The following is a 25,633-nucleotide window of genomic DNA, read 5'->3' as shown; positions in this document are numbered from 1 at the left end:
CGCGTGTACGCGCGCGGGGGTTGCTGGCGCCTTCGCCGGTCGCTAGAGCCGACACGACATTGCAACATTCCTGAAAGCATCAGAACTTGACCGACGAGACGCTGCTCGCCGACCCTTCCGACATTACCCCCATCTCGATCGTCGACGAGATGAAGTCGAGCTATCTCGACTATGCCATGTCCGTGATCGTCGCGCGCGCGCTGCCCGACGTGCGCGACGGCCTGAAGCCCGTCCACCGCCGCATCCTGTGGAGCTGTCAGGAAAGCGGCTACGTCTGGAACCGCTCCTATCGCAAGTGCGCCCGCATCACCGGCGACACGATGGGTAAGTACCACCCGCACGGCAATCAGGCGATCTACGACGCGCTCGCGCGCTTGGCGCAGGATTGGGCGATGCGGGTGCCGCTGATCGACGGCCAGGGCAACTTCGGCTCGATGGACCCCGATCCGCCCGCGGCCGAGCGCTACACCGAGGCGCGGCTGGCCAAGGTGGCCAATTCGCTGCTCGAGGACATCGAGAAGGATACCGTCGATTTCGTCCCCAACTACGACGGATCGGAGCGCGAGCCATCGGTCCTCCCCGCGCGCTTCCCCAACCTGCTCGTCAACGGCGCCGGCGGCATCGCGGTCGGCATGGCGACCAATATCCCGCCGCACAATCTCGGCGAAGTGATCGACGCGTGCCTCGCGTACATGGACAATGGCGCGATCACCACCGAGGAGCTGATGGAGATCGTCCCCGGGCCGGACTTCCCGACCGGTGCGCTGATCCTCGGCCGCTCGGGCTGCCGTTCCGCCTATGAGGGCGGGCGCGGATCGATCATCGTGCGCTCGCGCCACAATTTCGAGCAGCGCGGCGACCGCCGCTCGATCGTGCTCACCGAAATCCCCTACCAGCAGGGCAAGAACGCGCTGGTCGAGAGGATCGCCGAAGCCGCCAAGGACAAGCGCGTCGAGGGCGTCAGCGACATCCGCGACGAATCGAACCGCGAAGGCGTGCGCATCGTCATCGACCTGCGCCGCGACGCGACGCCGGAGGTGGTGCTGAACCAGCTGTGGCGCCATACGCCGGCGCAGGGCAGCTTCCCGGCCAACATGCTCGCGATCCGCGGTGGCCGACCCGAGCTGCTCAACCTGCGCGACATCATCGAGGCCTTCGTCCGCTTCCGCGAGGAAGTGATCACCCGCCGCTCGAAGTTCGAGCTCGCCAAGGCCCGCGAGCGCGCGCACCTGTTGCTCGGCCTCGTCATCGCGGTCACCAACCTCGACGAGGTGGTGCGGATCATCCGCGGCTCGCCGAACCCGGCCGCTGCGCGCGAGACCCTGCTCGCCCGCGAATGGCCGGTTGCCGAGATCGCGCCCTACATCCGCCTGGTCGAGGCGGTCGAGGCCGAAGTGGAGGGCGACAGCTATCGCCTGTCCGAGCTCCAAGTCCGCGCGATCCTCGACCTGCGCCTCCACCGCCTGACCGCGCTAGGCCGCGACGAGATCGGCGACGAGCTGGCGGAGCTGGCCAGCTCGATCGCCGAGTTCCTCGAGATCCTCGCCAATCGCGCCAAGCTCTACGAGATCATGCGCACCGAGCTGATCGAGGTGCGCGACCAGTTCGCCACCCCGCGCCGGACCGAGATCGCCGCCGCCGCCGACGGCATCGAGGACGAGGACCTGATCGAGCGCGAGGACATGGTCGTCACCGTCACGCTCGAAGGCTATATCAAGCGCACCCCGCTCGACACCTTCCGCGCCCAGAACCGCGGCGGCAAGGGCCGCGCCGGCATGGCGACCAAGGAGGAGGACGTCGTCACCGAGCTGTTCGTCACGTCGACGCATACGCCGGTGCTGTTCTTCTCGACGCTGGGCCGGGTCTACCGCATGAAGGTGTGGCGCCTGCCCGAGGGCGGCGCCAACACCCGCGGGCGGCCGATGATCAACCTGCTGCCGCTCGCCAGCGGCGAGACGATCTCGACCGTGCTGCCGCTGCCCGAGGACGAGAACGAATGGGGCAAGCTCCACGTCATGTTCGCGACCGCGCGGGGCTCGGTCCGCCGCAACTCGATGGATGCGTTCACCAACGTGCCCTCCAACGGCAAGATCGCGATGAAGTTCGAGGGCGAGGACGAGGACGACCGGTTGATCGGCGTCGCGCTGCTCGATGAGAACGACGACGTGCTGCTCGCGACGCGCCAGGGCAAGGCGATCCGTTTCCCCGGCAGCGACGTGCGCGAGTTCCAGAGCCGCAACTCGACCGGCGTGCGCGGCATGACGCTGAAGGACGGCGACGAGGTGATCTCGCTGTCGATTCTCCATCGTTCGGGCGCAACGCAGGAGGAGCGCGAGGATTATCTGCGCTATGCTCCGTGGAAGGCGGAGCGCGACGGTGAGCCCAACATGCCGCTCGACCGCTTCGAGCACCTGCGTGCGCACGAGCAGTTCATCCTCACCGTCTGCGCCAACGGCTACGGCAAGCTGTCCTCGGCCTATGAGTATCGCCGCACCGGCCGCGGCGGCCAGGGTATCACCAACATCGACAACATCGCCCGCAACGGCCCCGTCGTCGCCAGCTTCCCGGCGACCAAGGCGCAGCAGCTCATGCTCGTCACCGATCAGGCCAAGCTGATCCGCATCCCGCTCGGCGACCTCCGCGTCATCGGCCGTGGCTCGGCAGGGGTGCGCCTGTTCAGCGTCGCGGAGAACGAGCATGTCGTCTCCGCCGCCCGCATCGAGGAGAGCGAGGAAGACGCCGAGGCGAACCTGGCCGACGGTCCGACTGTCGGCGCCCCGACCCCGGACGCCGACACCGGCGAGGACCTGGCCGCCGGCCCCGAGGGCGGCGAGTGACCGTGACCGCCTACAAGGTGCTGACCGCCGAGCAGATGGCGGCGCTGGAGCAGGGCGGCAGCTTCGCCGGCGCGCCGGTCGATCTCGCCGATGGCTATATCCACCTGTCGACGGCGCGGCAGCTCACCGAGACGGTCGACAGGCATTTCGCAGGGCAGGAGCATCTCCACGTCGCCGCAGTGGACCTCGAGGCGCTGGGCGAAGCGATCCGCTGGGAGGAATCGCGCGGCGGCCAGCTCTTCCCGCACCTCTACGGGCCTTTGCCGCTCGACGCGGTGATCGCCTATTCTCCGCTGGAGCGTGACGATGACGGTTCGGTTCGCCTTCCTGTTGCCGGCTAGCGCCGCGATCCTCTCCCTTCAAGCGGCCGCGCCTGCGCAGACGGCGCCGGCGACCTGCCCGGCCGACGGCAAATGGTCGCGCGAGGCCGACTTCGGCTGGCTCTGCCGCTATCGCGCCGACAATCGGGCGCTGCTCGCCGCGAAGACCAAGGTCCGCGTCGTCTTCATGGGCGATTCGATCACCGAGGGCTGGATCAGGACCGATCCCGGCTTCTTCACGCCCGGCCACGTCGACCGCGGCATCAGCGGCCAGACCACGCCGCAGATGAGCCTCCGCTTCGCCCAGGACGTGGTGGCCCTGAGGCCGGCGGTGGTCCACATCATGGCCGGCACCAACGACATCGCCGGCAATACCGGGCCGATGACCCAGGCCGACACCGAGCGCGAGATCCGCAAGATGGTGCAGCAGGCGCGTGCGGCCGGCGTCCGCGTCGTGATCGGTTCCGTGCTCCCGGCCGGCGCCTTCCGCTGGCGGCCCGGCGTCCGGCCGGCGCAGCGGATCGTCGCGCTCAACCGCTGGCTCCGCGCCTACGCCCGCGCGAACGGCCTCGTCTATGCCGATTACCACACGGCAATGACCGCTCCGGACGGATCGATGAAGCCCGGGCTCGCTGCGGATGGCGTCCATCCCAACGCCTCCGGCTATGCGATCATGCGCCCGATCGCCGAGGCGGCGATCGCCAAGGCGCTGAGGCGTTAGGCGAACAGGTCGATCACTGCCATCCCCTGCCCCTCCGCGGCGAGGAGCAGGGTACGATGACACACCGCGGGATCGCGCTCGAAACAGAGCAGTGCCGAGCGCTTCTCCGCCGCGAGCGCCCGCATCCGCGCCGCTTCCGCCTGCGCCTCCGGCAACGCGAGCTGACCGGCATAGACTGCTTCCAGCGTCGCGCGGTCGCTCCTCTTCGCGGCGTCGCGTCCGGGCTTTGGCGTTCCGAGCGCCTTCAAATGGACGTAGCCGATGCCTTGCTCGGCCAGGCTGGCGGCCAGTACCGACTTGGAGAAACCCGGCCGGCGCGACAGCGGGAGCGCACGGACGTCGATCACCTGCTCGACGCCGGCACGCTTCAACGCGACGACGACCTCATCGAACGTCGCCCCTTCATAGCCGATGGTGTAGATCGTCACCGGTCCGCTCCAGATGGCATACCGCCTCGATGTTCATCCCGTCGGGATCGAGGACGAAGGCGGCATAGTAGCGGCCTTCGTACTGCGGGCGGATACCCGGCGCGCCATTGTCGCGGCCGCCGGCGGCGAGCGCGGCCTTGTGAAAGCCGTCGACCGCCTCGATCGTCTCGGCGCCGAAGGCAACGTGCAAGGCATCGCTGACCGTCTCGCCATCGGCGATGACGAAGAATATCTCGCCGTCACCCATCAGCACCGCGGTGTTGCCGAGCGTGTTGGTCTCGGTACGGATCGTCCGGATGCCGAGCGGGGCCAGCGCCGCCTCATAGAAGGCGCGCGAGCGGGTGATGTCGCTGACGGCGAGGCCGATATGGTCGAGCATGTCCGGGTCCCTCTTCCACGCGCCCAACGCGCTTACCCGGAGAAGGTTACGCCAAGGCGCCAAAATGCGATTGACGGCACCTTACATATCCGTTATTTCTGCTTTTACAGAAAGAGAAGACATGAACCTGCTCGACCATCCCGACGCCCGCGCCTTCATCCTTCACTGGGGGGAAATGGGCACGCATTGGGGCGTCAACCGCTCGGTGAGCCAGGTCCACGCGATGCTCTACCTCGCCGACCGGCCGCTCACCGCCGACGCGCTGGTGGAGGGGCTGACGCTCGCCCGGTCGAACATCTCGACCGCGCTCAAGGAGCTGCAGGGCTACGGCATCATCCGCCGCGTCCATGTCGAGGGCGACCGCCGCGACCATTTCGTCGCCGAGACCGATTTGTGGGAGATGCTCACCCGCATCGTCGCCGAGCGCAAGCGGCGCGAGATCGACCCCACCATCGCCCATCTCGCCATCCTCGCCGAGCGGCTCAAGGCCGACGAGTCCGCCCCGCCCGTGCTGCGCGATCGCATCACGCGGATGCACGAATTCATGGACACGCTCGCCAGCTGGTACGATCAGGTACGCGTGCTGCCCAAGCCCACCCTCGTCGCGCTGATGAAGCTCGGCGGCAAGGTGGCGCGCTTCATTCCCGGCCGGAAAGCCGACTGAGGGGAGATCGGCCATGCCCCACCCGCCCTGATGCCCGCTTCAATCCTTCGGAAATTACAGAAGCCACGAAATCCCTGAAGGAGACCTTCCATGGTCGAGACCGTCTATGCCCTATACCTCGCGATCACCATCGCCATCACCATCTGGGTTGCGCGCACGCTGAGCCGCAACGGCATCGTGTTCCTGATCCAGTGCTTCGGTCAGAACGCCGAGCTGGCGCGGTCGACCAATCACCTGCTGGTCGTCGGCTTCTACCTGGTCAACATCGGCTTCATCACCCTGACGCTGAGCCTCGGCAAGGAACCGACGACGATCACCGACGCGATCCGCTTCCTGAGCAGCAAGGTCGGCCTCGCGGTGGTAGTGCTGGGCGCGATGCATTTCTTCAACATGGGCGCGATCGCGCAGTTCGGACGCAAGGTGAACGGCTGGCTCGCCGAGAGCGGGAAGGCCGAAGCGATCGCGTGAGCCCGGTCGGGCGGGCACCCCCTGCCCGCCTTTCCCGCCATCGAAGGAGTTGGATCATGGCCTTCCGGAATCTCACCGGGTGCGCCGTCGCCACCATCACGGCGGGTCCGGTGTTCGTCGCAAACCTGGCGGCGGCTACCGTGGTGGCCTCGCCGGGACCGGTCGCGGCCACCCCGAACCTGATGCCCGCGTTGCTGATCCTCCCGCTTTCCGCCGTGATCGGAGCGATCGTCGCCTTCATCCCGGTCACGATCGGCACGATGGCGATGGGCTGGCTCGGTGAGCGCAACCCCGCGGTTCAGCTTCCTGTCGCCTGGGCACTTGCGGGGGCCGCGATGGCCGCCGGCTGGATTCCGCTGGTGCCGATCGGCCGGGAAGACGCTCCATTCATATTCGCCCTCGCCATGACCGGCGCGATCGCCGCGCTGTTCTGCCGTCACTGGCTGGTATGGGCGCCTCGCCCGCGAGAAAGCTGACCACGCCCCCTGCAACCATCGCCTGGCCCGCGAAATAGAGCGGCCAGATGAGGAGGCCCGGAAGCGGTGATCCGGCAAGCGCCCCCATCTCCGCGAAGATCAGCCAGTCGGAGAGGACGAACAGCATTGCGCCGATGCCCACGACGCGCGGGAAGCGACTGATCAGCGCCGCTCCCGCCATCGCGCCGAGGCCCGTCGCGTAGAGCGCGATCCCCGCACCGGGCGTGGCCGCGAGAACGACCGCGACCAAAGGCGCCAGCACCACGGCCGGCACCATCAGCCACCACGGCCGCGCGCGGCTGCGCAGATAGAGCACGACCGCGACGACATGGCCGGCGAGGAACGCCAGCGCCCCTGCGGTCAGCCCCACCGCCGCCAGCAGGACGTCGCCGAGCGCTCCCAGCGCCAGCACCGCCGCGATCAGCCGGCCGTCATGGCTCCGCGCGTTGAGTGCCGCCCACAGCGCGAGCAGTCCGACGCCGGCGCCCTTCCAGGCGATCAGCGCCGTGCCGTCGACTCCCGTCCGGGTCGCCACGAAGTAGCCCGCCCCCGCCACCAGCGCCGCCGCGAACGCCCAGCGGTATCGGGTCTGTCCTGCGCCGATGCTCATGCCTATAGTGTCCGGCTCCTCTTCGCAGCGCATTGGGTAACGTGTTCGAGCATCAGGTCCATATCATCGGCGGCGGTCTCGCGGGGTCGGAGGCGGCGTGGCAGCTCGCCCAGGCGGGCGTGCGCGTGCGGCTCAGCGAGATGCGCGGCGGCGGCGGGACGACACCGGCGCATCAGGGCGCGAGCCTTGCCGAGCTGGTCTGCTCGAACAGCTTCCGATCCGACGATGCCGATAACAACGCCATCGGCCTGCTGCATCAGGAGATGCGGACGCTGGACTCGCTGATCATGGCCGAGGGCGATCGGCACCGCGTGCCGGCCGGCTCGGCGCTCGCGGTCGATCGCGACGGCTTTTCGGAGGGCGTCACTGCCGCGCTCGAGGCGCATCCCAATATCGAGATCGTCCGCGAGAAGATCGAACGCCTGCCGGAGGCGGGCCCGACCATCGTCGCCACCGGTCCGCTCACCGATCCCGCGCTTGCGGCGAGCATCGCCGGCGCGACCGGTAGCGATGCCCTCGCCTTCTTCGACGCGATCGCGCCGATCGTGCATCGCGATTCGATCGACATGGACGCCGCCTGGTTCCAGTCGCGGTGGAACAAGGGGGACGGCACCGACTACATCAACTGTCCGTTGACCAAGGACCAGTATCTCGCCATCCACGCCGCATTGCTCGCCGCCGAGAAGACCGAGTTCCGTGAATGGGAGGGCGTGCCCTATTTCGAGGGCTGTATGCCGATCGAGGTGATGGCCGAACGCGGCGTCGACACGCTGCGTTACGGGCCGATGAAGGGCGTTGGGCTCGACGATCCGCGCACCGGCCGCTGGCCCTATGCCGTGGTCCAGCTCCGCCAGGACAATGCCTCGGGCACGCTGTGGAACATGGTCGGCTTCCAGACCAAGCTGCGCCATGCCGAGCAGGTGCGCGTGTTCCGCACCATTCCTGGCCTGGAGAAGGCCGAGTTCGCACGATTGGGCGGCCTCCATCGCAATACCTTCATCCGCTCGCCCGAGCTGCTCGACACGACACTAAGGCTCAAGACACGCCCCAACATCCGTTTCGCCGGGCAGATCACCGGGTGCGAGGGCTATATCGAAAGCGCCGCGATCGGTCTGCTGGCGGGGCGCTTTGCGGCCGCGCAGATCCTGGACCGGCCGCTTGTGCCACCGCCACCCGAGACCGCGCTCGGCGCGCTGCTGCATCACATCACCGGTGCCGCGGTGGCGGAGACCTACCAGCCGATGAACGTCAATTTCGGCCTGTTCCCGCCGATCGAGGGCCGCGTCAGGAAGGCGGACCGCAAGCGCCTCTATACCGACCGCGCCCGCGCGGCGCTGGCGGCGTGGCTCAATCCGCCTCGTCCTGCCGCTGAGGCGGACACGGCACCCGTCGCTGCGGCGAGCGCTTGACCGCGGTGGCGGCGAACTCGGCAGGCGTTAGCACGCCTGAGCCGTCCTTGTCCGCCTTGGCGAACTTGTCGGTGGTCTTCGCCGCCCATTCGTCGAAGGAAAGCCTGCCGTCGCCGTCGCGGTCGAGCTTCGCGAAGGCCTTGCGCCGCGATGCGAAATATTCCTCGCGTGCGACCTGGCCGTTCTTGTCCTTGTCGTAACGCGCGAAGCGTTTCTCTTCGCGCGTCCTGGCTGAGGCCGCGGGCAGTTCGGTTTCGGCAGCGGGCGCATCCTGTCCGGCCGTGCCGGCGACGAGCATCCGCGGGACCGGCGTCGCCTCCGGACTGGCGCTCGACCGGAACAGGAACACTCCCGCCCCGACCAGCAGCAATGCCGACACCACGCCTGCCAGATATCTTAGCATCGCCCTCTCCCCTCAAAGGACCCTTCCGGCGAAGCTATCGGGAATATCGGCTAGAGGCCAGTCGCTCGATGCCAGAGCGCGCGTCCGACCCGGCGCAGGGGTTTCGCCTCGTCGAACCGCGCAAGATGGGCGAGCGCACCCCAGCCGCGATTGGCGCGGCTCCAGCGCACTGTGCTCACCCGAGCGAGATGCGGCGCGGCAAGCGCGCGCGCACGTTCCGCAAGCCGCGCGTCGCGGGCATGGCGCGCCAGATCGATCAGGGCCCAGCCCGTTCCCGCTGCCTCCAGCGGATCGCCCGATGCCGCGCCGCCCGCCATGAACAGGCATCCGCCACGCAGCTTGGCAAAGGCTTCGATCGCGTCGTCCGTGAGCGGATCGGGCTCGAACAACTCCTCCCATCCCGCCACCATCTCCGCGAGCGCCGCGCCAGTCACGCCGAGCGGCAGCACGTCGCGCGCCAGCCCCTGCAGGACCGGCTCGGCCGGCGGCGGTGCATCGTCGAGCCTGATCAGAGCATCATGCCACCAGGTGAGGCGCATCTGTCCGACCATCGGTTCGCGCGTCGTCCGCAGGACCGACGCCAGGGCATCGTCGAGCGCGAACAGCGCAGCCATCGCGGCCCGCCGCTCGCGAGGTGCATAGGCCAAGGCAAGCCGCCGCTCAGCCTCATCGGGCGACATGCCCGTTTCCCGCATCATGCGCCGCCTCCAGCCTTTGGGAAATTCTTAAGCAAGCCCATGCGATATCACGGTGCGATGGGCAAACCGGGGCAGCAGACGATTACCCTCTGGCGGAGGCCGCCGCCGCGCATGGGCCGCGCGGCGGGCGGCATCGTGCGCGATCGCCGCGGCGCCTCGGCGATCGAGTTCGCGCTGATCGCGGCTCCGTTCGCCGCGCTGATGGTCGCCGTCCTGCAGATCAGCCTCACCTTCTTCGCCCAGCAGGTATTGGAAACCACGGCGGAGAAGACGGTCCGTCAGATGATCACTGGCGAGGTGCAGCGCAGCGGCCTGACCGCGTCGCAGTTCAAGACCAATGTCTGCGCGAAGCTCCCGTCCTTCATGGACTGCGCGAAACTGATGATCGATGTGCGGCAGGCGACCAGCTTCGACGGCATCGACACGTCGCCGCCGACGATCACCTACAATTCCGACGGGACGGTCAAGAACAGCTGGGAGTTCAAGCCGGGCGGGCAAGGCGCGATCAACGTCGTCAAGATCATGTATCTCTGGCCGGAACTCAGCGCGCCGTTCGGCTTCAACCTGGCGAACACCGCAAACGGAAAGCGGCTGCTTGTTGCGGTCTCCGTGTTCAAGACGGAGCCTTATATCGAATGACCCGGCTCGCCGAAGATCGCAGCGGCGTCGCGTTGACCGAGTTCGCGCTGGTGCTGCCCTTCCTCATCCTGCTGCTCGTCGGCTCCTATCAGTTCAGCGACGCCGTGTCCGCCTATCGCAAGGTGACCACTACGACGAAGACCGTCGCCGATCTTACGAGCCAGTTCACCTCGGTAAGCCAGAATGACGTCCAGACGATCCTCAACGCCAGCGCCCAGGTTCTGGCGCCCTACAGCATCGCGGCCAGCAAGATCACCGTCTCCCAGATCCATATCGACGACAAGCTCGTCGCCACCGTCGACTGGAGTCAGGGCAAAAACGTCAGCGGCCTGTCGAAAGGCAGCGCGTTCAACCTGCCGGCCGAGATCAAGCAGCCGGATACCTACGTGATCGTCGCCGCGATCGACTATCGTTACGATCCGATCGTGGCGGCGAGCCTGATCGGTACGATCAACATGCACGACCAGATCATCATGGGGCCCCGCGCCTCCAACCTAGTGAAGATGAGATCGTCATGACCCGCACGCGCTTTTCCGCGATCGCCGCGCTGTGGCGGCGGCTGCTTCTCGATCGCCGCGGCAATGTGCTGATGATCATGGGTTTCGCGACGATCCCGCTGACCCTGGCGACCGGCATGGTCGTGGACTATTCGCGCGCGGCGAGACTCCAGACCAAGATGAACGCCGCAGCGGACGCCGCCGCGCTGCTGGCCGTCAGCAAGCCGATGATGGAGAGGACCAACGACGACGTGAAGGTCGTCGCCAAGTCGTTCTTCACCTCGCAGGTGTCCACATTGCCGGGGCTGACCTATGATCCGGCCAACGTCACGGTGGCGATCACCGGCACCGTCGGCGCCAGCAACACGCGCACTGCTGTGGTCTCCTATACAGCCCAATCACAGAACGCCTTCGGTGGCTTGCTCAAGATGGTGACGACCACGATCGGCGGCACGTCAAGCGCGACCTCATCGCAGGCGCCGAATATCGATTTTTACCTGCTGCTGGACATGTCGCAATCGATGCTGCTGCCAGCGACGACCGCCGCTCTAAATACAATGACAGCCAAGACGGGTGGTTGTGCCTTTGCCTGTCACATCACCGGGTCCACGACCGACAACTACTCGATCGCGCGAAAGAACAATCTCGTTCTGCGCACCGATCTCGTCAACAAGGCCGTAGGTGATCTGACCGATGTCGCGAAATCGATCTCGGCCGACAACGGCGCGAAATATCGAATGGGCATCAGCAGCTTTCATGCTGCTTACCAGCGGGTTTATCCAACAATGCCGGTCGACGGCAGCTATGTGACGGCAGACCTAACTGCGGTCAAGGCACATGCCAGTGATGCGACTGTTCCTACCTATTGCAGGCAAAGCCAACGTATTTGCGGCAAGAACGACAATGATACGAACACCAGCTTTACCGTGGCCTTCAACGGTTCGTTGGACACGATGCCAGTTACACCTGGTGAAGGCACCAATATTCCTGGCGACACTCCGCAAGCGCTCCTATTCATCATTACCGACGGCATGCGGGACGAGGCCGTCAATGGCAACATCAACAATCGCGCGATCGGTCCTCTGCCGACATCCCTTTGCGACACCGTGAAAGCGCGCGGCATTCGGATCGCAGTGCTATATACCGAATATCTCCCTGAATCCGCATCGGATCCATGGTCGGTTACCAACGTCAAGAATCCATATCTGCAGCCTACCGACAAAATTAGCCCGCCGCTGATTCAATGCGCGTCACCCGGTCTCTATTATGAGGTCACCACCAACAGCGACATCTCCGCGGCTCTGGCCGCGCTGTTCCAGAAGGCGGTCGCGACCGCTCACCTCACCCAATAACCCGAACCCGCGCCGGCCAACCGGCGCGGGCCCGACCCGGCATCAGCCCCGGTACGTCACCTTCTTCACCGCCGCGACCACCTTGTCGGCGGTGATCAGCGCCAGCTTCTCGAGGTTGGCGGCATAGGGCAGCGGCACGTCTTCGTTCGCCACGCGCAGCACCGGGGCGTCGAGGTCGTCGAAGCCCTCCTCCATCGCGATCGCAACGATCTCCGACGAAATCGAGCAGGTCGGCCAGCCTTCCTCGACCACCACCATGCGGTTGGTCTTGGCGAGCGACGTCAGCACCGTCGCCTTGTCGAGCGGGCGCAGCGTGCGCAGGTCGATCACCTCGGCGTCGATGCCTTCCTTCTCCAGCATCTCGGCGGCCTCGAGGCTGACGCCGACGCCGATCGAATAGCTGACGATGGTGACGTCCTTGCCCGGCCGCATGACGCGGGCCTTGCCGATCGGCAGCACCCAATCGTCGAGCTTGGGCACCTCGAAGGTGCGGCCGTAGAGCAGTTCGTTCTCGAGGAACACGACCGGATCGTCGGTCTGGATCGCCGCGCGCAGCAGGCCCTTGGCGTCGGCCGCGTCATAGGGCGCGATCACGATCAGTCCGGGGACGCTGGCGTACCAGGGCCCATAGTTCTGCGAGTGCTGCGCGGCGACGCGGCTGGCGGCGCCGTTGGGGCCACGGAACACGATCGGGCAGCGCATCTGGCCGCCGGACATATAGTTGGTCTTGGCCGCCGAGTTCACGATGTGGTCGATCGCCTGCATCGCGAAGTTGAAGGTCATGAACTCGACAATCGGCTTCAACCCGCCCATCGCCGCGCCGGTGCCGAGGCCGGCGAAGCCGTACTCGGTGATCGGCGTGTCGATCACGCGCTTCGGCCCGAACTCGTCGAGCAGGCCCTGGGTGACCTTGTAGGCGCCCTGGTACTCGGCGACCTCCTCGCCCATCACGAACACGCGCGGGTCGGCGCGCATCTCCTCGGCCATCGCGTCGCGCAGCGCCTCGCGGATGGTCTGCTTGACCATCTCGGTGCCCTCGGGAACCTCGGGATCGCTGGCGGCGTCGTGCCTGGCCGCTTCGAATATCGCGCGCGCGCCGGTCTCGACCTGCTTCGGCTCGGGCGTCGGCTCGGCCTGCTGGTCCGCCGGCTTGTCGGCGGCAGGTGCCTTCGACGTCTCCGCCGGCTGGCCCGCGGGAACGGCACCGCCGGACGCTTCCTCGCCCTCGCCCGCGATCGTCGCAATCACGGTGCCGACCTTCACCCCATCGGTCCCCTCGGGAACGAGGATCTTGGCGACCGTACCCTCGTCGACCGCCTCGAACTCCATCGTCGCCTTGTCGGTCTCGATCTCGGCGAGGATGTCGCCCGACTTGACGGTGTCGCCTTCCTTCACCAGCCACTTGGCGATGGTGCCCTCCTCCATCGTCGGGGAGAGCGCCGGCATCTTCAGCTCGATCGCCATCAGTAGCTCTCCACCAGAACGTCGGTGTAGAGCTCGCCGGGCTCCGGCTCGGGCGTGCTTTCGGCGAAATCGGCCGCTTCGTTGATCACCTTGCGAATATCCTGTTCGACCTTCTTGAGCTCATCCTCGCTGACACCCATCGTCTCGAGCTCGCGCCTGGCGTGCTCGATCGGATCGGACTTGTCGCGGACCGACTGGACCTCCTCGCGGCTGCGGTACTTGGCCGGGTCCGACATCGAGTGGCCGCGGTAGCGATAGGTCTTCATCTCCAGGATCAGCGGCCCCTTGCCGGCGCGCACCCACGCCAGCGCCTCCTCGATCGCGCCGCGGCAGGCGAGCACGTCCATGCCGTCGACCTGGATGCCGGGGATGCGGAAGCTCTCGCCGCGGCGGTAGAGCTGGTCCTCCGCGGACGAGCGGTTCACGCTCGTGCCCATGGCGTACTGGTTGTTCTCGATCACGTAGATGACCGGGAGCTTCCACAGCTCGGCCATGTTGAAGGCCTCGTAGACCTGGCCCTGGTTGGCCGCGCCGTCGCCGAAATAGGCGAGGCAGACGCCGCCGTCCTCGTTGTACTTGTGACTGAAGGCGAGCCCGGTGCCGAGCGGCACCTGCGCGCCGACGATGCCGTGGCCGCCGTAGAACTTATGCTCGACGCTGAACATGTGCATCGAGCCGCCCTTGCCCTTGGAGATGCCGGCGGCGCGGCCGGTGAGCTCGGCCATCACGTCCTTGGGCGGGATCCCGCACAGCAGCATGTGGCCGTGGTCGCGATAGCCGGTGATCACCGAATCCGCGTCGCTGAGCCCCGACTGGAGCCCGACCGCGACCGCTTCCTGGCCGATGTAGAGGTGACAGAAGCCGCCGATCAGGCCGAGGCCGTAGAGCTGCCCCGCCTTCTCCTCGAAGCGGCGGATCAGGAGCATGTCCTTGTAGAACTGGAGCATTTCCTCCTTGGAAGCCTCGTATCGCTTCGGCTCGGCGGGGCGCTCGCGATTGGGGATCGGCGGAGAGGAGGGAGCGGCGGATTTGCGCGCGGGGGCTTTGGCCACGGTCAGGAAACCTCGTTTCCGGTTGGGGAGGATGGCGGGCGTATAGGCGCGTTGACGCGCCTCCTGCAACGGTCGCGCGCTACGAATGTTGCGCGGACGCGATCGTTACTTTCGTTACTTCTTGTCGAGCGGGATGATGATCTCGTCCGGATGGACGACGTTGAGCTCCTTGCGGACCATCTCGTCGACCATGTCGGGATTGGCGCGCTTGGGATCGAGCTGCCGGACGCGGTTCTTGAGCTCGGCGCGCTTCTTATCCAGCGCGGCATATTCCTGCTGCCGCTTCTCGAGCTGGCGCGAATATTCGGGGTAAGACAGGATGCCGTTGGGGCCGAGCACCGCGTAATAGGCGAACAGCCCCATCACGATCAGCGCCGCCGCGGGCAACCCCGCCCGCCGGAGCAGGGCGTTGACCGGCGATTTGGCGCGAGCGCGATGACGAACGGCAACGGGCATGGTTAATTCTCGCCTAGTCCTTATGCCGAATCAAGCATTTCCGGCGCGAGTCATACTCTAAGCCCCTTTCCTTCAGGGGAGGGGTTTGGGGATGGGGCTATCCGCAAGCGAACGGCCTGCCGCACTCCCCACCCCAACCCCTCCCCTGAAAGGAAGGGGCTTAGACTTAGGCGCGAATCACGCTGCGGCCTGCATAGCGCGCGACGTCGCCGAGCTCCTCCTCGATGCGGATCAGCTGGTTGTACTTGGCGAGCCGGTCCGAGCGGGCCAGCGAGCCGGTCTTGATCTGCCCGCAGTTGGTGGCGACGGCGAGGTCGGCGATGGTGGCATCCTCGGTCTCGCCGGAGCGGTGCGACATCACCGCGGTGTAGGACGAGCGCTGCGCCAGGCTCACCGCCTCCAGCGTCTCGGTCAGCGTGCCGATCTGGTTGACCTTGACCAGCAGCGAGTTGGCGAGGCCGCGCCCGATGCCGTCCGCAAGGCGCTTCGGGTTGGTCACGAACAGGTCGTCGCCGACGAGCTGGACCTTGGCACCCACCATGTCGGTCAGCGCCTTCCACCCGTCGAAATCGTCCTCGGCCATGCCGTCCTCGATCGAGAAGATCGGGTAGCGCTGGGCAAGATCGGCGAGATACTCGGCCATGCCGATCGGCGACAGTACCTTGCCCTCGCCCGAGATATGATAGGCACCGTCCTTGAAGAACTCGGTCGCCGCGCAGTCGAGCGCGAGCATCACGTCGTCGCCCGGCGTGTAGCCGGCCGCCTCGATGCTGGCGACGATGAAGTCGAGCGCCTCGCTGGTCGAGGCGATGTTCGGCGCGAAGCCGCCCTCGTCGCCGACGCCGGTCGCCAGCCCCTTGTCGTGCAGCTTCTTCTTGAGCGTGTGGAAAATCTCCGAGCCGCAGCGCACCGCCTCGACGACGCTTTCGGCACCGACCGGAACGATCATGAACTCCTGGAAATCGATCGGATTGTCGGCATGTTCGCCGCCGTTGATGATGTTCATCATCGGCACCGGCAGCACATGCGCGTTGACCCCGCCGACGTAGCGATAGAGCGGCAGCCCGCGCGCATCGGCGGCGGCCTTGGCGGCGGCGAGGCTGACGCCGAGGATCGCGTTGGCGCCGAGCCGGCCCTTGTTCTCGGTGCCGTCGAGCTCGATCATCGCCTGGTCGAGCTCGGCCTGGTCCTCGGCCTCCAGCCCCAGCACTTCCTCGGCGATCTCGCCGTTGACGGCGGCGACCGCCTTGTCGACGCCCTTGCCGAGCCAGCGCGCCTTGTCGCCGTCGCGCAGTTCCACCGCCTCGTGCGCGCCGGTCGAGGCGCCCGAGGGCACCGCCGCGCGGCCGAAGCTGCCGTCCTCCAGCATCACGTCGACCTCGACGGTGGGATTGCCGCGGCTGTCGAGGATGGCGCGGGCGTGGATGTCGATGATTGCGGTCACGTAACGAGCTCCCTACATGGTCGGCCTGGATGCGTGCGGGCGCCTCTATCGGCTCTTCCGCCGCGCAGCAATGGAACCGGCTTGCCGGACTGCTTGTTCTCGCTCTGAAACGACGAAAGGGTCCGAAACCATGGCTGAAGACACCGGCGCCAAAGGCACTCCCCCCAGCGGCAACGGCGAGCGCGACATCGAATTCGAGGCCGATCCTGCGGTGCAGGCGCGGATCGATGCGGCCGACCGTGCGGGCGCGGGCGAAGGCGGCAGCAAGCGCAAGGCCACCCAAGCGATTCGCGACGAGGCGGGCAAGATCAGCGGCCAGGCCGGCGAGAAGCTCAAGGTGCTGGCCAGCGACGGCAAGGCGCGCGCCACCGACGCGCTCGACGAATTCGCCAAGCTGCTCGACAAGGCGGCCGGCGACGTCGACGAGAAGCTGGGCGAGAAGTTCGGCGGCTACGCGCGGCAGGCGTCGAGCGCCGTCTCCAAATTCTCCGGGCAGGTGCGCGAGCGCGACGTCGACGACATCTTCGGCGACGTCGGGGCGTTCGTGCGCAAGTCGCCGGGAATCGCGATCGGCACCGCAGCCGCGCTGGGTTTCGTGGTCGCGCGCGTGCTCCAGGCCAGCCTCGACGCGGGCCGCGACAAGGCCTGAGGCACGCGAAACGGGGGCAGCGGCATGGACGAGGAGGAGCGCGGCGAGAACGAGCCGATCGGCAGCGTGTTCGCCGAGCTCACCGAGGACGCCAAGGCCTATGCCGCGGCCGAGCTCGGCTATTTCCGCGAGCTCGCGCTGGCCAAGGCCAAGGAGGTGCGCGACATCGCGCTGCTGGGGTCGTTCGCCATGCTGTTCGCCTTCACCGCGCTGATCGCGATCGCGGTGGGCGCGGTGATGATGCTGGCGCCGGAGATCGGCCCGCTGGCCGCGACGGCGATCGTCGGCGTGGTGACGCTGGCGCTTGCCGGCATTCTCGGCTGGCTCGCCTGGACGCGGCTCACCGCACTGCTGGAGCCGGATTCGTGAAGGACGCGAAGGAATCCCCGCGGCTCCTGCTCGCCGAGACGAAACGGACGGCGGCGCGCGAACGACTGTTCGGTCGCGTCGACGAGCTGAAGACGCGGCTTTCGCCCGGCGCGCTGGCGGACGAGGTGATGAACGGCCTTGCCGACCGCGCGACCGAGCTTGCCGGCAAGCGCCCGATGGCCTTCCTCGCCGCTGCCGGCGCGCTGGGGCTGGTCATCCTGCGGCGGCCGATGGCACGCTGGCTGTCGCGCCGCCGCAAGTGATGCAACCGGCGGCGGCGACGCGAGTTGAGTTCGAGCACGGGCACGCGCCCGCAACGTAAGGATCAGACGATGGCCAAGGCGACCACCGAGACGAAGACCGGTTCCGCTTCCCGCTCCAAGGTATCGCGTACGCGCTCGACCATCGAGGCGATCGAATCGAACCCGGTGGCGGTGGTCGCCGGCGGACTCGCAGTCGGTCTGGTCGCCGGTGCGCTGATCCCGCGCAGCGACCGCGAGAGGGAGGCGCTGCGGCCGCTCGGCAAACGCATTGCCGACGGCGCCAAGGCGGCCGTCGCTGCGGCACGCGAGACCGGCAAGGAGCAGCTCAGCGCCTCGATCGCGGGTCGGGACGCTGCCAAGGAAGGCGTGCGCAAGGTGTTCGAAAGCGCCGTCGGCGCCGCACGCGGGCGCAAGGAAAACGCCTGAGCGGTTGCATGGCAGGCGCGGGCCGCTAAGGAGCCCGCCATGAGCAAGCTTCATCTCGTCTTCGGCGGGCGGGTCAAGGATCCGCAGACGCTCGAGTTCGCCGATCTCAATGCGATCGACATCGTCGGCATCTTCCCGGACTATGCCAGCGCCGAGAAGGCCTGGCGCGCCGCCGCGCAGCGCACGGTTGACGATGCGGAGATGAGATACGTGCTGGTGCATCTGCACCGGCTGCTGGAGCCGGAGCTGCCGATCGGTTAAGGTTTGACCGTCATTCCGGCTTTCGCCGGGATGACGGTATTTGGAATCATTCCGGCCGCACCAACTCGCTCGTCGGCGCCACCTTCGCGCCCGGCTGCTCGACCACGCGGATGTTGAGCTCGCGCAGCTGCTTCGCGGTGACGAAGCTCGGCGCGCCCATCATCAGGTCCTCGGCCTTCTGCGTCATCGGGAAGACGATCACCTCGCGGATGTTGGGCTCGTCGGCGAGCAGCATGACGATGCGGTCGATGCCCGGCGCCGAACCGCCGTGCGGCGGCGCGCCGTACTTGAACGCGTTGATCATGCCCGCGAAATTGGTGTCGACGTCCTCGCGGGCATAGCCGGCGATCTCGAATGCCTTGTACATGATCTCCGGCCGGTGGTTCCGGATCGCCCCCGACGACAGCTCCACGCCGTTGCAGACGATGTCGTACTGATAGGCGAGGATATCGAGCGGGTCCTTGGTTTCCAACGCCTCCAGCTCGCCCTGCGGCATCGAGAAGGGGTTGTGGCTGAAGTCGATCTTCTTGGCGTCCTCGTCATACTCGAACATCGGGAAGTCGACGATCCAGCAGAACTCGAAGCGGCTCTGGTCGATGAGTTCGAGGCTCTCGCCGACGCGCGTGCGGGCAAGGCCGGCGAGCTTGGCCGCCTGCGCCTCCTTGCCGGCGGCGAAGAAGATGCCGTCGTTGGGGCCGAGCCCGAGCGTCTCGGCGATCGCCTTCATGCCCTCCTGGCCGTGGTTGTTGGCGATCGGGCCGCCGAACACGCCGTCCTTCTGCGTCGCATAGCCGAGGCCGGGGAAGCCTTCGGATTGCGCCCAGGCGTTCATGTCGTCGAAGAACTTGCGGCTCTTCTCCGCGGTGTTCGGCGCGGGGATCGCCCGGACCACATCGCCCGCCTCGACCATCGAGGCGAAGCGGCTGAAGCCGGAGCCCTTGAAGAATTCCGAGACGTCGGTGATCAGGACGGGGTTGCGCAGGTCCGGCTTGTCGCTGCCGTACTTCAGCATCGATTCGCGGTACGGAATACGGCGGAACGGCAGCGGCGAGACGGTGCGGCCCCTGCCCTGCCAGTCGGCGAATTCCTCGAACACGCCGTGCAGTACCGGCTCGATCGCGGCGAACACGTCGTCCTGCGTGACGTAGCTCATCTCGAAATCGAGCTGGTAGAACTCGCCCGGCGAACGGTCGGCGCGGGCGTCTTCATCGCGGAAGCAGGGCGCGATCTGGAAATAGCGGTCGAATCCCGCCACCATCAGCAGCTGCTTGAACATCTGCGGCGCCTGCGGGAGCGCGTAGAACTTGCCGGGATGGACGCGGCTCGGGACGAGATAGTCGCGCGCGCCCTCGGGGCTCGATGCGGTCAGGATCGGGGTCTGGAACTCGGTGAAGCCCTGCTCGATCATGCGGCGGCGGATCGACGCGATCACCGCCGAGCGCAGCATGATGTTGGCGTGGAGCCGCTCGCGCCTGAGGTCGAGGAAGCGGTAGCGAAGGCGGATGTCCTCGGGATACTCCTGATCGCCCGCCACCGGCATCGGCAGTTCCTGGGCGAAGGACTGGACCACCGCCTCGGCCGCGCGGACCTCGACCGCGCCGGTCGGCAGGTTGGGATTCACCACCTCGGGCGCGCGCGCGGTCACCTTGCCGGTGATCGTCACCACCGATTCGCTCCTGAGCGACTCGATCACCTGGAAGGCGGGGCCGTCCACCTCGGTGACGATCTGGGTGATGCCGTAATGGTCGCGCAGGTCGACGAAGACGAGATCGCCGTGGTCGCGCTTCTTGTGGACCCAGCCCGACAGGCGGACTTCCTCTCCCACATGGCTCTCGCGGAGTTCGCCGCAGGTGTGCGTGCGGTAGGCGTGCATGGCTTCTCTCTATCGTCATCCCGGCGGAGGCCGGGATCTCCCAGTTGTTTGGCGGCACCCTTGTGGCACGCGATCCCGGCTTTCGCCGGGATGACGGACGGAGGGCGGAACAGGCGCCCGCGCTTTCCCGTCCCTCCCCTCTTTGTCAACCCGTGCGGAGGGTCTATGGGCCGCCGATGCACATTCACGGCCTGATTACCGACTCGGCTACCCTCGCCAATCTCTGCACCCGCCTCGCCAACGCGCCGTTCGTCACGGTGGACACCGAGTTCATGCGCGAGAACAGCTACTGGCCCGAACTCTGCCTGATTCAGATCGCCGGCACCGAAGAGGCGGCCGCGATCGACCCCAAGGCGCCGGGATTGGATCTCAAACCGCTGCTCGACCTGCTGGTCGACAACGAGGACGTGCTCAAGGTCTTCCACGCCGGCGGGCAGGATATCGAGATCGTCTACAACCTGACCGGCAAGACGCCGCACCCGCTGTTCGACACCCAGATCGCAGCGATGGCGCTCGGGCAAGGCGAGCAGATCGGCTATTCCAACCTGGTCGACACCTATCTCGGCATCGCCGTCGACAAGGGCGCCCGCTTCACCGACTGGAGCCGCCGTCCGCTCGACACGCGGCAGATCGACTATGCCATCGCCGACGTGACCCATCTTTCGCGGATCTTTCCCAAGATGCTCGAGCGGCTGAAGAAGACCGGACGTGGCGGCTGGCTCGACCAGGAGATGGAGCGGCTCGCCGATCCGGAGAACTACCGCAACGACCCCGACAAGGCCTGGCAGCGCGTCCGCATCTCCAGCCGCAAGGCCGAGGTGCTCGGGCGCCTGAAGGCGATCGCGCGCTGGCGCGAGCTGGAGGCGCAGGGCAAGAACCTGCCGCGCGGCCGCATCGCCAAGGACGAGACGATCGCCGACCTCGCCTCCAATCCGCCGAGGAAGCAGGCCGATCTCGCCAAGGTGCGCGGCCTGTCCGGTTCCTGGGCGGCCAACGACATCGGCGGCCGGCTGATGGAGGCGATCGCCGCCGCCGAGCCGATGGGTGCCGCCGAGCTGCCGCCGCGCGACGAGCGGGGGCCGGCGCTCGGCAAGGAAGGTGCGCTGGTCGCCGATCTCCTCAAGCTGCTGCTCAAGATCCGCGCGCGCGACATCAACGTCGCCGCCCGCCTGCTCGCCCGCACCGACGAGCTCGAGGCGCTCGCGGCCGGTCAGCGCGACAAGCTCCCCATTCTCGAAGGATGGCGCTATGAACAGTTCGGGCACGACGCGCTCGACCTGGTCGAGGGCCGGCTCGGCTTCACCGTGCGAAACGGGAAGCTCAAGATGACGCGAACGGAGGAGGAGGCATGATGCGCAAGGTGGGAATGGTCGCGGTCGCGCTGCTGGCGTCGGGATGCATGGATCACAGACCGACCCCGCTGCCGGGCCCGCGCGAGTGCCGGGCCGGCATGGTCCAGAGCTTCGTCGGACGACAGATGACGCCGCGAGTCCAGTCGCGGCTCCGCCAGCGCAGCCGCGCGGACACGGTCCGCGTCGTGCGGCCGGGCGAGGCGGTGACGATGGACTTCCGTCGCGATCGGCTGACCGTCGACATCGATCGGCGCGGCGTGATCAGGTCGCTGCGCTGCGGCTAGAGTTTGATCCAGCGGGATTGAAGCAAGCCGTTCCCCGGCGAAGGCCGGGGGGCCAGCCGCAAGTCGGTTCGGATGGCAGGATACCGCCGCCTGGTCCGCCGATGCTGGGTTCCGGCCTTCGCCGGGGAACAGATCCAATAAGCCGAATCCGACTCTAGCGCCTACTCCGTTACCAGCAGCTCGGTGCGATCGAAAGCGGCAGCGAGCGCCTTGTGCCGCCGCTCGACCGCTTCGCCATAGAGGCCGCCGTCCCGCTGCCGGACGATCAGCCGGACCGTGTCCTCCGAGAGCGCCAATCGCGTGCGTTCCAGCGGCGCGGCGACGCCGCCCGACAGCCGCTGGCCGAGCCGCATCGCCAGGCCCCAGCGCACCGCCAGCGCCAGCTCGTCATGCGGCGCGAGCCGGCCGATCGGATCGGGCGATTCGGTCCCCCCGCCGAGGCAGGTGAACAGCGCCTGCGCCACCATCGCCCGCCCGCGCGCGTCGATCGCCACCCAGTTGCCGTGGAGTGCGACCTCGACGCCGCGCTCGGCCCGGAACTCGGGGTTCGCCCGCCAGCCGACGTCGGCGAGCAGGCAGGCCATGTGGCGCAGCCGGGCGAGCTCGGCATCCTCGCTCTCGAACAGCGGCGCGATCCAGGCATCGAGCAGGTCGCCGTGCTCGGCGAACCGCCCCAGCCGCCGCCCTTCGTCGCGCGCGGCTGCGATCAGCGGATCCTCGCGCCGTACCGCCTGCGGCAGGCGGGTAAACAGCAGCCCTTCACGCAGACCAAACGCCGAAGCGACCGTGGTGGCGCAGCCGAGCTGACGCAGCAGCGTCGCGAGCAGCGCGGCGGCATCGCCCAGCGTCGGTATCCGCGCGCTCGACAGGTTGGTGATCGCCTTGAGCTTGCCCCTTTCGATATGGCTCAACGTGCGCGTGAGCCGACTGATCTCCTCGGCGGTCATCGCATAGCTGTGGATCACCGGCAGCGGATAGCCGGTCAGGTGCATGTCGAGCCGCACCAGCGCCCGCCACGACCCGCCGACCAGGTAGAGCGGCAGGTCGCTGCCCCTGCCCTTCCATCCCGCCTCCCGCACCAATTTCTCGACGCGGCGCTCCAGCGCGCCCTTGCCCTTGGCGCGGATCGCCGACAGCCGCAGCACGCCGAGCGGGAAGGACACGCGATCGGTGATCGCCCCCGCCACCACGCGTACCAGCTCCAGGCTGCCGCCGCCGAGGTCGCCGACGATGCCGTCGGCGTCGGGGAAGGCCGAGAGCACACCCATGCCCGAGGCGAACGCCTCCTCCTCGCCCGACAGCAGTTCGACCGTCAGCCCGAGCTTCTCGGCCTCCGCGATCAGGTCGCCGCCGTTGGAGGCGTCGCGAACCGCGGCGGTCGCGACGGTGCGCAATTCCGTCACTTCCATCTCGTGCGCCAGCCAAGCGAAACGCTTGAGGGCAAGACGGGCGGCGGCCAGTGCGCCGGCGTCGATCGCGCCGGTCTCCGACAGCGATCGGCCGAGACCGGCCATCACCTTCTCGTTGAACAGCACGGCGGGTAGCCGCTGCGGCCCCTCATAGACGACGAGACGGATCGAATTGGAGCCGATGTCGATGATCCCCGTCCGCACGGTCTGGGACACGGCCGCCTTCTCCGCGCGGCCGCGACGGAACATCAGCGTCGCCATCAGGCGCCGGCCACCGGCTCCGACGCACGCTCGGGGTGCGTCCGGCGGCGGCGTAGCGACAGTTTCGGCACGGCCTCCGAATCGAGCGCCGCGCCGCGCCCCGAGAGCGACGGATTGGTCATGAAATAGCGGTGGAGGTTGAACGGCCGGCTATGGCCGTGATGGACGCGGACGTAGCTGCCGTCGGGCTGGAGTTCCCAGCTCTGCTCATTGTCGATCAGGTTGGCGACCATCACCTGGTCGAGGATCTGGTCGTGCACGGTCGGGTTGAGGATCGGCAGCATGAACTCGACCCGCCGATCGAAGTTGCGCGGCATCCAGTCCGCCGAGGAGATGAACAGCTTGGCGCCGTCGTTGGGCAGCGCTTTGCCGTTGCCGAACGCCCAGATGCGGCTGTGCTCGAGGAAGCGGCCGATCACCGACTTGACGCGGATGTTCTCCGACATGCCGGGCACGCCGGGCTTCAGGCAGCAGATGCCGCGTATCACCAGGTCGATCTCGACGCCGGCGTTCGAGGCCTCGTAGAGCTTCTCGATCACCGCCGGATCGACCACCGAGTTCATCTTGGCCCAGATCGCGGCCGACTTGCCGGCCTGGGCATTGGCGATCTCGCCGTCGATCAGCTCCATCAGGCGGTTACGCAGGTCGCGCGGCGAGTTGGCGAGCAGCTCGAGATGGGTCGGCTCGACATAGCCCGTGACGTAGTTGAAGACCGCCGCCGCATCGCGCCCGATCCGGGCATCGGCGGTGAAGAAGCTGAGATCCGTGTAGATCCGCGCGGTGATCGGGTGATAGTTGCCGGTGCCGAAGTGGCAGTAGGTGCGATAGCCCCCGCCCTCGCGCCGCACGACCATCGAGATCTTGGCGTGGGTCTTCCAGTCGATGAAGCCATAGACCACCTGCACGCCCGCGCGCTCCAGCGCCGAGGCCCACAGCAGGTTCTGCTCCTCGTCGAACCGGGCCTTCAGCTCCACGACGGCGGTCACCGACTTGCCCGCCTCGGCCGCGGCGATCAGCGCATTGATGACGGCGGATTGCTTGCCGGCGCGGTAGAGCGTCTGCTTGATCGCCACCACATCGGGGTCCGAGGCCGCCTGGCGCAGGAAGGACAGCACCACGTCGAACGTCTCGTACGGGTGGTGGACGACGATGTCCTTGGCCCTGATCGCCGCGAAACAGTCGCCGCCATATTCGCGGATGCGCTCCGGGAAACGTGGACTGAACGGTGGAAACTTGAGTTCGGGCCGATCCTCCTCGACCAGCATGGCGAGATCGCCGATGCCCAGGAAGCCGCCGGTCTCGGTCAGGATCGCGTCGCTGCCGCCGAGCTCGTCCTTGAGCACGCCTTCCAGCTCCGCGCCGATCCCCGTCTCCATCTCCAGCCGGATCACCCGGCCGCGGCGGCGGCGCTTGATGGCGGTGCGGAAATAGAGGACGAGATCTTCCGCCTCCTCCTCCAGTTCGATGTCGCTGTCACGCAAGATGCGGAAGGAGGCGGCTCCCTTCACTTCGTAACCAGGGAAAAGCTGCGCAGAGAATCGCTTAAGCAGAGTTTCTACCGTCACATAACAAGCCCGTCCGCCCGGCAGGCGTACGAATCGCGGCGTGCTCGCCGGTAGCAGCACCAGCTCGCGGATCGGCTCGCCGTCCGACAGGCGAACGAGATCGAATACCACGCTCGACCCCTTGTTCGGGATGAACGGAAACGGGTGCGCCGGATCGAGCGCCTGCGGCGTCAGGATCGGAAACACCTGTTCGCGGAAATGCGTTTCCAGCCATTCGCCGGTCTTGCCGTCGATCTCCTCGGCGTCGAGCACGTCGATGCCGGCGTCCTCCAGCTCGCGCTGCAGGTCACGCCAGACCGCCTGCTGGTTGTCGACCAGCGCGTCTGCCTCGGCGACGATCGCGGCGAGCTGCTGCCCGGGCGTCAGTCCGTCGGGCGAGCGCTGTTCGACGTTCTGGAGCTGCTGGCCCTTGAGGCCGGCGACGCGGACCATGAAGAACTCGTCGAGGTTCGAACCCGAGATCGACAGGAACCGCAGCCGCTCGAGCAGCGGATGCGCCGGATTGGTCGCCTCCTCCAGCACGCGGCGGTTGAAGGCGAGCCAGGACAGTTCACGGTTGAAGTAGCGGCTGCGGTCCCCGGCGGGACTGTCCTCGATCTCGCGA

The 25,633-nt window shown here is 67.3% G+C and carries 29 protein-coding genes; 17 read left to right on the top strand and 12 right to left on the bottom strand.

All coding sequences use genetic code 11. The features are described 5' to 3' along the window. Nucleotides 1-86: 86 nt before the first annotated feature. The 3 genes from gyrA to ACMGER_RS09915 are packed head-to-tail and all read left to right on the top strand — an operon-like array spanning nt 87 to nt 3,878. Nucleotides 87-2,837, top strand: a complete 2,751-nt coding sequence (gene gyrA, locus ACMGER_RS09925) for a DNA gyrase subunit A (protein ID WP_436811991.1) — start codon at nt 87-89, stop codon at nt 2,835-2,837. Next, entirely contained in the window at nt 2,834-3,178 is a 345-nt protein-coding gene (locus ACMGER_RS09920; protein ID WP_436811990.1) for a DUF952 domain-containing protein, read from the top strand. The genes gyrA and ACMGER_RS09920 overlap by 4 nt, the downstream gene beginning before the upstream one ends. Beyond that, the gene (locus ACMGER_RS09915; protein WP_436811989.1) at nt 3,144-3,878 is read left to right on the top strand and encodes an SGNH/GDSL hydrolase family protein; all 735 of its coding nucleotides are present in this window, start codon (nt 3,144-3,146) and stop codon (nt 3,876-3,878) included. The genes ACMGER_RS09920 and ACMGER_RS09915 overlap by 35 nt, the downstream gene beginning before the upstream one ends. On the opposite strand, the gene ACMGER_RS09910 is transcribed toward ACMGER_RS09915, so the two are convergent. Together ACMGER_RS09910 and ACMGER_RS09905 are read right to left on the bottom strand one after the other, a co-directional pair. Beyond that, nucleotides 3,875-4,306 carry a DUF488 domain-containing protein gene (locus ACMGER_RS09910; RefSeq protein ID WP_436811988.1) on the bottom strand — a complete coding sequence of 144 codons (432 nt, stop codon included), beginning with the start codon at nt 4,304-4,306 and terminating at the stop codon, nt 3,875-3,877. The genes ACMGER_RS09915 and ACMGER_RS09910 overlap by 4 nt on opposite strands. Continuing rightward, nucleotides 4,281-4,685 carry a VOC family protein gene (locus ACMGER_RS09905; protein ID WP_436811987.1) on the bottom strand — a complete coding sequence of 135 codons (405 nt, stop codon included), beginning with the start codon at nt 4,683-4,685 and terminating at the stop codon, nt 4,281-4,283. Before ACMGER_RS09905 ends, ACMGER_RS09910 begins: the two co-directional genes overlap by 26 nt. Before the next feature lie 121 nt (nt 4,686-4,806). Between ACMGER_RS09905 and ACMGER_RS09900 the strand changes: the two genes are divergently transcribed. From ACMGER_RS09900 to ACMGER_RS09890, 3 genes are all read left to right on the top strand, one after another. After that, on the top strand, nt 4,807-5,349 hold the full coding sequence (locus ACMGER_RS09900) for a GbsR/MarR family transcriptional regulator (protein WP_436811986.1): 543 nt from the start codon (nt 4,807-4,809) through the stop codon (nt 5,347-5,349). Between the two features lie 90 nt (nt 5,350-5,439). Further along, nucleotides 5,440-5,817, top strand: coding sequence for a hypothetical protein (locus tag ACMGER_RS09895; protein WP_436811985.1), 378 nt, complete (start codon nt 5,440-5,442; stop codon nt 5,815-5,817). A gap of 56 nt (nt 5,818-5,873) precedes the next feature. Then, the gene (locus ACMGER_RS09890; RefSeq protein WP_436811984.1) at nt 5,874-6,293 is read left to right on the top strand and encodes a hypothetical protein; all 420 of its coding nucleotides are present in this window, start codon (nt 5,874-5,876) and stop codon (nt 6,291-6,293) included. Here ACMGER_RS09890 and ACMGER_RS09885 read toward each other — a convergent pair. Then, nucleotides 6,205-6,903: a lysoplasmalogenase family protein gene (locus ACMGER_RS09885; RefSeq protein WP_436811983.1), complete on the bottom strand. Its 699-nt coding sequence runs from the start codon at nt 6,901-6,903 to the stop codon at nt 6,205-6,207. The genes ACMGER_RS09890 and ACMGER_RS09885 overlap by 89 nt on opposite strands. A gap of 41 nt (nt 6,904-6,944) precedes the next feature. Here ACMGER_RS09885 and trmFO point away from each other — a divergent pair, with 41 nt between their 5' ends. Then, nucleotides 6,945-8,312, top strand: coding sequence for a methylenetetrahydrofolate--tRNA-(uracil(54)-C(5))-methyltransferase (FADH(2)-oxidizing) TrmFO (gene trmFO, locus ACMGER_RS09880; RefSeq protein ID WP_436811982.1), 1,368 nt, complete (start codon nt 6,945-6,947; stop codon nt 8,310-8,312). On the opposite strand, the gene ACMGER_RS09875 is transcribed toward trmFO, so the two are convergent. Both ACMGER_RS09875 and ACMGER_RS09870 read right to left on the bottom strand, forming a co-directional pair. Next, nucleotides 8,251-8,715 (bottom strand): EF-hand domain-containing protein, encoded by a 465-nt coding sequence (locus tag ACMGER_RS09875; protein ID WP_436811981.1) that lies wholly within the window; start codon nt 8,713-8,715, stop codon nt 8,251-8,253. The genes trmFO and ACMGER_RS09875 overlap by 62 nt on opposite strands. A 50-nt stretch (nt 8,716-8,765) precedes the next feature. Next, nucleotides 8,766-9,413: a squalene/phytoene synthase family protein gene (locus ACMGER_RS09870; protein ID WP_436811980.1), complete on the bottom strand. Its 648-nt coding sequence runs from the start codon at nt 9,411-9,413 to the stop codon at nt 8,766-8,768. 39 nt (nt 9,414-9,452) lie between these two features. On the opposite strand from ACMGER_RS09870, the gene ACMGER_RS09865 reads away from it, so the two are divergent. From ACMGER_RS09865 to ACMGER_RS09855, 3 genes are read left to right on the top strand one after another with little or no spacing between them, the layout of a single operon-like run. Then, nucleotides 9,453-10,052: a TadE/TadG family type IV pilus assembly protein gene (locus ACMGER_RS09865; RefSeq protein ID WP_436811979.1), complete on the top strand. Its 600-nt coding sequence runs from the start codon at nt 9,453-9,455 to the stop codon at nt 10,050-10,052. Next, nucleotides 10,049-10,570 carry a TadE/TadG family type IV pilus assembly protein gene (locus ACMGER_RS09860; protein ID WP_436811978.1) on the top strand — a complete coding sequence of 174 codons (522 nt, stop codon included), beginning with the start codon at nt 10,049-10,051 and terminating at the stop codon, nt 10,568-10,570. Before ACMGER_RS09865 ends, ACMGER_RS09860 begins: the two co-directional genes overlap by 4 nt. Continuing rightward, nucleotides 10,567-11,901 (top strand): pilus assembly protein TadG-related protein, encoded by a 1,335-nt coding sequence (locus ACMGER_RS09855; protein WP_436811977.1) that lies wholly within the window; start codon nt 10,567-10,569, stop codon nt 11,899-11,901. Before ACMGER_RS09860 ends, ACMGER_RS09855 begins: the two co-directional genes overlap by 4 nt. A 42-nt stretch (nt 11,902-11,943) precedes the next feature. Here ACMGER_RS09855 and ACMGER_RS09850 read toward each other — a convergent pair whose 3' ends face one another. The 4 genes from ACMGER_RS09850 to eno all read right to left on the bottom strand — a co-directional run bounded on the left by ACMGER_RS09850 (nt 11,944) and on the right by eno (nt 16,317). Beyond that, complete coding sequence (locus tag ACMGER_RS09850) at nt 11,944-13,365, bottom strand: pyruvate dehydrogenase complex E1 component subunit beta (protein ID WP_436811976.1); 1,422 nt, start codon at nt 13,363-13,365, stop codon at nt 11,944-11,946. Further along, complete coding sequence (pdhA, locus tag ACMGER_RS09845; RefSeq protein ID WP_436811975.1) at nt 13,365-14,417, bottom strand: pyruvate dehydrogenase (acetyl-transferring) E1 component subunit alpha; 1,053 nt, start codon at nt 14,415-14,417, stop codon at nt 13,365-13,367. The genes ACMGER_RS09850 and pdhA overlap by 1 nt, the downstream gene beginning before the upstream one ends. A gap of 114 nt (nt 14,418-14,531) precedes the next feature. Continuing rightward, the gene (locus ACMGER_RS09840) at nt 14,532-14,873 is read right to left on the bottom strand and encodes an FtsB family cell division protein (protein WP_436811974.1); all 342 of its coding nucleotides are present in this window, start codon (nt 14,871-14,873) and stop codon (nt 14,532-14,534) included. A 166-nt stretch (nt 14,874-15,039) separates the two neighbouring features. Continuing rightward, nucleotides 15,040-16,317: a phosphopyruvate hydratase gene (eno, locus tag ACMGER_RS09835; RefSeq protein ID WP_436811973.1), complete on the bottom strand. Its 1,278-nt coding sequence runs from the start codon at nt 16,315-16,317 to the stop codon at nt 15,040-15,042. 130 nt (nt 16,318-16,447) lie between these two features. Between eno and ACMGER_RS09830 the strand changes: the two genes are divergently transcribed. From ACMGER_RS09830 to ACMGER_RS09810, 5 genes are all read left to right on the top strand, one after another. Continuing rightward, nucleotides 16,448-16,966, top strand: a complete 519-nt coding sequence (locus ACMGER_RS09830) for a hypothetical protein (protein WP_436811972.1) — start codon at nt 16,448-16,450, stop codon at nt 16,964-16,966. 24 nt (nt 16,967-16,990) lie between these two features. Next, entirely contained in the window at nt 16,991-17,335 is a 345-nt protein-coding gene (locus tag ACMGER_RS09825; protein ID WP_436811971.1) for a phage holin family protein, read from the top strand. After that, entirely contained in the window at nt 17,332-17,598 is a 267-nt protein-coding gene (locus ACMGER_RS09820; protein WP_436811970.1) for a hypothetical protein, read from the top strand. The genes ACMGER_RS09825 and ACMGER_RS09820 overlap by 4 nt, the downstream gene beginning before the upstream one ends. 69 nt (nt 17,599-17,667) lie before the next feature. Further along, complete coding sequence (locus ACMGER_RS09815) at nt 17,668-18,024, top strand: hypothetical protein (protein ID WP_436811969.1); 357 nt, start codon at nt 17,668-17,670, stop codon at nt 18,022-18,024. 39 nt (nt 18,025-18,063) lie between these two features. After that, on the top strand, nt 18,064-18,285 hold the full coding sequence (locus tag ACMGER_RS09810; RefSeq protein ID WP_436811968.1) for a DUF4170 domain-containing protein: 222 nt from the start codon (nt 18,064-18,066) through the stop codon (nt 18,283-18,285). 46 nt (nt 18,286-18,331) lie between these two features. Here the strand turns inward: ACMGER_RS09810 and aspS are convergent, their stop codons facing one another. Beyond that, nucleotides 18,332-20,158, bottom strand: a complete 1,827-nt coding sequence (gene aspS, locus ACMGER_RS09805) for an aspartate--tRNA ligase (protein WP_436811967.1) — start codon at nt 20,156-20,158, stop codon at nt 18,332-18,334. 176 nt (nt 20,159-20,334) lie between these two features. Here aspS and rnd point away from each other — a divergent pair, with 176 nt between their 5' ends. Both rnd and ACMGER_RS09795 read left to right on the top strand, forming a co-directional pair. Next, a complete protein-coding gene (gene rnd, locus ACMGER_RS09800) occupies nt 20,335-21,510 on the top strand; it encodes a ribonuclease D (protein ID WP_436811966.1) in 1,176 nt (391 codons plus the stop codon). Further along, nucleotides 21,507-21,794, top strand: a complete 288-nt coding sequence (locus ACMGER_RS09795) for an I78 family peptidase inhibitor (RefSeq protein ID WP_436811965.1) — start codon at nt 21,507-21,509, stop codon at nt 21,792-21,794. Before rnd ends, ACMGER_RS09795 begins: the two co-directional genes overlap by 4 nt. 161 nt (nt 21,795-21,955) lie before the next feature. Here ACMGER_RS09795 and ACMGER_RS09790 read toward each other — a convergent pair whose 3' ends face one another. Next, the gene (locus tag ACMGER_RS09790) at nt 21,956-23,464 is read right to left on the bottom strand and encodes a Ppx/GppA phosphatase family protein (RefSeq protein ID WP_436811964.1); all 1,509 of its coding nucleotides are present in this window, start codon (nt 23,462-23,464) and stop codon (nt 21,956-21,958) included. Next, nucleotides 23,464-25,626: an RNA degradosome polyphosphate kinase gene (locus ACMGER_RS09785; RefSeq protein WP_436812854.1), complete on the bottom strand. Its 2,163-nt coding sequence runs from the start codon at nt 25,624-25,626 to the stop codon at nt 23,464-23,466. The genes ACMGER_RS09790 and ACMGER_RS09785 overlap by 1 nt, the downstream gene beginning before the upstream one ends. Nucleotides 25,627-25,633 lie beyond the last annotated feature (7 nt).

The sequence above is a fragment of the Sphingomonas astragali genome, from assembly GCF_051400615.1.
GTDB lineage: Bacteria > Pseudomonadota > Alphaproteobacteria > Sphingomonadales > Sphingomonadaceae > Sphingomonas.
Note: the sequence above shows the minus strand (reverse complement) of the source record. Positions and strands in the feature narration are given on the sequence as shown.

Excerpts from the sequence above, each read along its gene's own strand:
- ACMGER_RS09855 (WP_436811977.1), top strand. The coding sequence starts at position 10,567 with ATGACCCGCACGCGCTTTTCCGCGATCGCCGCGCTGTGGCGGCGGCTG.
- ACMGER_RS09900 (WP_436811986.1), top strand. The coding sequence starts at position 4,807 with ATGAACCTGCTCGACCATCCCGACGCCCGCGCCTTCATCCTTCACTGG.
- ACMGER_RS09875 (WP_436811981.1), bottom strand. The coding sequence starts at position 8,715 with ATGCTAAGATATCTGGCAGGCGTGGTGTCGGCATTGCTGCTGGTCGGG.
- ACMGER_RS09830 (WP_436811972.1), top strand. The coding sequence starts at position 16,448 with ATGGCTGAAGACACCGGCGCCAAAGGCACTCCCCCCAGCGGCAACGGC.
- ACMGER_RS09890 (WP_436811984.1), top strand. The coding sequence starts at position 5,874 with ATGGCCTTCCGGAATCTCACCGGGTGCGCCGTCGCCACCATCACGGCG.
- ACMGER_RS09905 (WP_436811987.1), bottom strand. The coding sequence starts at position 4,685 with ATGCTCGACCATATCGGCCTCGCCGTCAGCGACATCACCCGCTCGCGC.
- ACMGER_RS09895 (WP_436811985.1), top strand. The coding sequence starts at position 5,440 with ATGGTCGAGACCGTCTATGCCCTATACCTCGCGATCACCATCGCCATC.
- ACMGER_RS09870 (WP_436811980.1), bottom strand. The coding sequence starts at position 9,413 with ATGATGCGGGAAACGGGCATGTCGCCCGATGAGGCTGAGCGGCGGCTT.
- ACMGER_RS09865 (WP_436811979.1), top strand. The coding sequence starts at position 9,453 with ATGCGATATCACGGTGCGATGGGCAAACCGGGGCAGCAGACGATTACC.
- ACMGER_RS09840 (WP_436811974.1), bottom strand. The coding sequence starts at position 14,873 with ATGCCCGTTGCCGTTCGTCATCGCGCTCGCGCCAAATCGCCGGTCAAC.
- ACMGER_RS09790 (WP_436811964.1), bottom strand. The coding sequence starts at position 23,464 with ATGGCGACGCTGATGTTCCGTCGCGGCCGCGCGGAGAAGGCGGCCGTG.
- ACMGER_RS09795 (WP_436811965.1), top strand. The coding sequence starts at position 21,507 with ATGATGCGCAAGGTGGGAATGGTCGCGGTCGCGCTGCTGGCGTCGGGA.
- ACMGER_RS09810 (WP_436811968.1), top strand. The coding sequence starts at position 18,064 with ATGAGCAAGCTTCATCTCGTCTTCGGCGGGCGGGTCAAGGATCCGCAG.
- aspS (WP_436811967.1), bottom strand. The coding sequence starts at position 20,158 with ATGCACGCCTACCGCACGCACACCTGCGGCGAACTCCGCGAGAGCCAT.
- ACMGER_RS09885 (WP_436811983.1), bottom strand. The coding sequence starts at position 6,903 with ATGAGCATCGGCGCAGGACAGACCCGATACCGCTGGGCGTTCGCGGCG.
- ACMGER_RS09850 (WP_436811976.1), bottom strand. The coding sequence starts at position 13,365 with ATGGCGATCGAGCTGAAGATGCCGGCGCTCTCCCCGACGATGGAGGAG.
- ACMGER_RS09915 (WP_436811989.1), top strand. The coding sequence starts at position 3,144 with ATGACGGTTCGGTTCGCCTTCCTGTTGCCGGCTAGCGCCGCGATCCTC.
- rnd (WP_436811966.1), top strand. The coding sequence starts at position 20,335 with ATGCACATTCACGGCCTGATTACCGACTCGGCTACCCTCGCCAATCTC.
- ACMGER_RS09860 (WP_436811978.1), top strand. The coding sequence starts at position 10,049 with ATGACCCGGCTCGCCGAAGATCGCAGCGGCGTCGCGTTGACCGAGTTC.
- ACMGER_RS09825 (WP_436811971.1), top strand. The coding sequence starts at position 16,991 with ATGGACGAGGAGGAGCGCGGCGAGAACGAGCCGATCGGCAGCGTGTTC.
- ACMGER_RS09815 (WP_436811969.1), top strand. The coding sequence starts at position 17,668 with ATGGCCAAGGCGACCACCGAGACGAAGACCGGTTCCGCTTCCCGCTCC.